5 protein-coding genes are annotated in these 3975 nt (G+C 65.6%); 3 read left to right on the forward strand and 2 right to left on the reverse strand.

The window, feature by feature from the left end; translation table 11 throughout:
- Together AC2VLV_RS10985 and AC2VLV_RS10990 are read right to left on the reverse strand one after the other, a co-directional pair.
- A partial coding sequence (locus AC2VLV_RS10985) for a LysR family transcriptional regulator (RefSeq protein WP_486990021.1) occupies nucleotides 1-616 on the reverse strand: 616 nt, incomplete at its 3' end.
- Nucleotides 617-682: 66 nt separating this feature from the next.
- Nucleotides 683-1141: a hypothetical protein gene (locus AC2VLV_RS10990; protein ID WP_202876787.1), complete on the reverse strand. Its 459-nt coding sequence runs from the start codon at nucleotides 1139-1141 to the stop codon at nucleotides 683-685.
- Between the two features lie 307 nt (nucleotides 1142-1448).
- Here AC2VLV_RS10990 and AC2VLV_RS10995 point away from each other — a divergent pair, with 307 nt between their 5' ends.
- The 3 genes from AC2VLV_RS10995 to AC2VLV_RS11005 all read left to right on the forward strand — a co-directional run.
- Nucleotides 1449-2360, forward strand: coding sequence for a LysR family transcriptional regulator (locus tag AC2VLV_RS10995; protein WP_023434601.1), 912 nt, complete (start codon nucleotides 1449-1451; stop codon nucleotides 2358-2360).
- Between the two features lie 530 nt (nucleotides 2361-2890).
- Nucleotides 2891-3652, forward strand: coding sequence for a hypothetical protein (locus AC2VLV_RS11000; protein ID WP_023434600.1), 762 nt, complete (start codon nucleotides 2891-2893; stop codon nucleotides 3650-3652).
- A gap of 118 nt (nucleotides 3653-3770) precedes the next feature.
- Nucleotides 3771-3975 (forward strand): AlpA family transcriptional regulator (locus AC2VLV_RS11005; RefSeq protein WP_486990022.1); only part of this gene is annotated, 205 nt, incomplete at its 3' end.

The raw sequence follows: 3975 nt of genomic DNA on the forward strand, positions 1-3975 counted from the left end.
TCTGATGGCGGCAGCCCGATCCCGATTCGGGATGGCACAGAACCAGCGGGAACTTCAGGGCTTCGGCCAGCGGCACCTGCACGTGTGCCAGCAAGGGATGGCGTGCGGGCACGATCACCGACAGCGGATCGGTCCATACCGGCTCGGCGACGAGGCCATCATGCACCGCGTTTGACAACGCAAAGCCGATGTCCAGCAGATCGTTGTGCAGCATCTTGAGCTGCTGCGCGAACGGCAGCTCGAAGACGCGAATCTCCAGCTCGGGCTCATCCTCGCGGCTGCGTGCCAGCAAGGTGGCGATGCGGGGCTGCGCCAGGCTGTCGCAGATGGCGATGCGTAGATTGCCTTGGTAGCCCTGTGCCGCCGCCTTGGCGCTCTTGACTGCCTGCTCCACGGTGGCCATCACGCGCCGGCATTCGACGAGGAACACCTGGCCGGCCCAGGTCAGCCGCGTCAGGCGTGTGCTGCGGTCGAACAACTGCACGCCAAGCTGGCTTTCCAGGTCGCGCATCGCACGCGACACAGGTGATTGCTCGATGCCCAGACGCTCGGCTGCACGGGCCAGATGCAGTTCTTCCGCAACTGCGACGAAGTAACGCAGCAATCTGAAATCCAAGGCCACCTCCTGTTTGTCTTCTTCTGGTTCGGCCTCTCGGGCGCCAGCATCTACATCCGCATCCCGTCAGCACCTCCTTCGATTGCATCGCGTCGAAGCGCTCATGCCTGTCGGGAGCAGGCCCGTCGCCGACACGCGCGGAGTAGGCCGGCGCACACAGCCCGCGCATTGAATGCTGATGGTCAGTGTGCTGCGTCCGCAACGCTGGTAAATCAGCCGGTGTGCCGGGCACGCGCGCAGGCGCGCACGCGGGCTGGTGTCCGCGATCGGTGCAGCCGACGACGACACGCCGGCGTCAGGGCGGTCGTGCCGATGCAGTTTCATGGGGGTGTCTTTCGGCTCACCCCGGTCGCTACCCGGGTCGGTCACGAAGCTCAGTTTCAACACCCGGACTTCTGCGCAGCCGCCAACACCTGGGCGACGCGCTGGTAGGCGCGCCAGGCGGTCGCCGCGGATGAAGTCCTCGGGCTGCGGTTGACGCAGCGCGGAGGCCTGCAGCCGCTGCGCGAGCTGCTCGTCGCCCATGCGTTCGTCGTTTCAGAACACGCTGCCGTGGGTGGTGACGGACAGGTTCGCCACGTCGGGCTTGATCGGCTTCACTCCATTCGGACACATATGCTAATGAGAATTATTATTGATTGTCCGTGGTTTTGTGTGATATGGCAACACCGATGGAATAACCCGGCCTTGCCTGGACACTCGCTGCCTCGCCGGCGACTGAAGGCCGGATGGCGGCAACTGGAAAGCCTCTGTGACCGGCATCGCCACCGGGAAGCACTCATGCGGTTCCCTACGGCCAGAGGACTGGACTCCACTTTCTGGGGGGAAGTACATGAACTTACGCCATCTTCGCTGTTTCATCGCCGTGGCCGAGGAGTTGCACTTTGGCCGGGCGGCGCGACGGCTGCATGTGGAGCAGTCACCCCTGTCGCGAACGATCCGCCAACTGGAGGCGGACTTGGGCGTGACGCTGCTGGAGCGCATGCCGCGCGGGGTGCGCCTGACCCCGGCCGGGCAGGTGTTCCTGGAGGAGGCCCGGCGCGTGCTGCTGACCCTTGAGCGAGCCCAGACCAAGGCGCGGGCGGTGGCGGCGGGACACCGGGGCACCCTGCGCATCGCCTTGGCCGGCGGCGTCGGGCGGACCCGGCTGTCGGCGCTGCTCGCGCTGTGCCGGGAGGAGGCGCCGGAAGTGGGCATCCGGCTGTTCGAGGCGCCGCTGTCGCAGGTGGTGGGCGGGCTGGGCAACGACCTGTACGACGCGGCCTTTGCCATGGCCGGCGAGATGGAGGCCGGAGTGGTCGCCATGCCGGTGTGGCAAGACCCGCTGGTGGTGGCCATACCCGCGCGGCACCCATTGTTGGCGCACAAGCGGGTGCCGCTGGAAGAGGTGGTGGGCTACCCGCTGGTGCTGTGCCACCCGCAAGTGTGCGCGGAGTGCAGCCGGCAATGCGAGCGCCTGCTGCGCCTGGTGGAGACACCGTCGGTCGTGGCCGAGTACGTGACGACCCACTCGCTGATGCTGGCCCTGGTGGCGGCCGGCTATGGCGTGGGATTTTCCACCGCGGCGCACGTGGTGGCATGCCGGCAGGCGGACGTAATCGTCCGGCCGCTGGATGAAGACTCGGCGGCGCTGACGACCTACCTGCTACATGCCGAGGGCGCGATGTCGGAGCCACTGCGCCACTTCATCGACCGTGCGCAGCGTGTCGGCCATATGCCGTTGGATACGCAACGGCTCGCATGAGGCTGTTTCAGGTGGGTTGGCCGATTCCATTTTGGTCAAAGCGCCAGACCTGTTTTGTCAAAGCGGGTTTCCATTGACGCGGTGCACGGGCGCGCTGCACTCAGGCGTTGCTCGCGGTTGCGGTTGGCATCCTGCGTGAAACTCGCATGCCCATCGTGGCGCGTCACAGCGAAGACGCGCGGCGCAACAGTGCTTGCCGTATGCGCATCGGCTCTGGCGTGTTGACGTGATCGCGCTTTACTGGGCCTTTTTCCCTGCAAAGACTTTGGCCTGGTTATCCGGGCCAAGCATGGTGCCCGCGAATGACGCTGGTGACAGCATGTTTCGCGGCTTGCGAATTGTGAGTGATGGCGCCATGCGCGGCAAGGCGCGCATCTCGCAACGAAACCGGCGGCATCGCCGATGCCACGGTCTTCGCCGCTTCGCCACCTGCTCGTTTCGCCCGGAGATTCCTGGACAGCCACGCACGCCGCCTATACGGCGGGTGCGCGTGCTTGGACTCGGTGCGATGACGAATGGAGGCGCGCGATATGCCGAAGTCGAGCAGCCTGGCCGATGGTGCCAAGACCTACTACCGCCCGATCGAGGCGGCAATCCGCTGGAGCGGATTGCTGCGCTTCGAGCGGCGCATCCTGGCGACCTTGGAACAGCGGCCTCTGCCGGAGGCAACGGAGTTTCCGCGCTGGCCGATGCTGCGGTTGAACGCCGAAAGGATCTTCGATGCGCTGGCTCACGGCGAGATGCGGTATGGCAAGGATGGCTTGGTGCGGGACACGCAGAGCCTCGCGATGGACGACCCGTCGCTGACGGTGCGGCACGTCGATCTGAAAGCCTGGATGGCGCACCACTACCCCGGCGAGAGACCGGCGTTTCTGTTCGATGAGATCGAGCGTGCGCTTCATCCGGCGATCAGCCTGGACACAGTGGGCGCATTGCTGGCCGAGCGGGAAGCGATCAAGGCGCGGCTGGCGGAACACCTGGGTGTGCACGAGACGCTGCGCGCCGAGCACGAGGCGCTGCTGAAAACGCACTCCGCCTGCGCGGCCGACGCGGAGCGTGCGAACACGCCGGGGCCGCGCAGCGAATCGACCTACCTGAACATCGTTGGCGGGTTACTGACGCTGCTGCTGGGCAAGTCGCCCAACGGTATGCCGTATTCCAGCTTCCTGACGCAGGAGGCCATCATCAGCGCGATGGTGGCGCACCACGGCAACGCGATGGGCATCACCGAGCGCACGCTGCAGGCCAAGTTCGCACTGGCTCGGCGCAATTTGCAGAGCACAACTTCCTGAGCGATGCCAGACCGTATCTGCGGTCGCGGACACCGCATTTGCGGTGTCTTTCTTCAACGCGGCGTTCTTAATTCGAGTCACGCCAATCAGCGCCACTGAGCGTTAAGGAGTGACCCTCATGTCTTCGCAGACCACCGCCACGGCGGCACCGACCGAGCACCGCATCCTGCGCCGCGCCGAGGTCGAAGCCAAGACCGGCTTCAAGCGCGCGCACATCTACAGCCTGATGAAGGAAGGCAAGTTCCCCAAGGCGCTGCGCCTGGGCGTGCGCGCGGTGGGCTGGGACTCGGTGGAGATCGAACAGTGGATCGCCGATCGCCTCA

The sequence above is a fragment of the Thiomonas sp. TH-17 genome (genome assembly GCF_057473305.1).

Bases quoted from the DNA above. Each gene is read 5' to 3' on its own strand.
- AC2VLV_RS10990 (WP_202876787.1), bottom strand. From the start codon at position 1,141: ATGGGCGACGAGCAGCTCGCGCAGCGGCTGCAGGCCTCCGCGCTGCGT.
- AC2VLV_RS10995 (WP_023434601.1), top strand. From the start codon at position 1,449: ATGAACTTACGCCATCTTCGCTGTTTCATCGCCGTGGCCGAGGAGTTG.
- AC2VLV_RS11000 (WP_023434600.1), top strand. From the start codon at position 2,891: ATGCCGAAGTCGAGCAGCCTGGCCGATGGTGCCAAGACCTACTACCGC.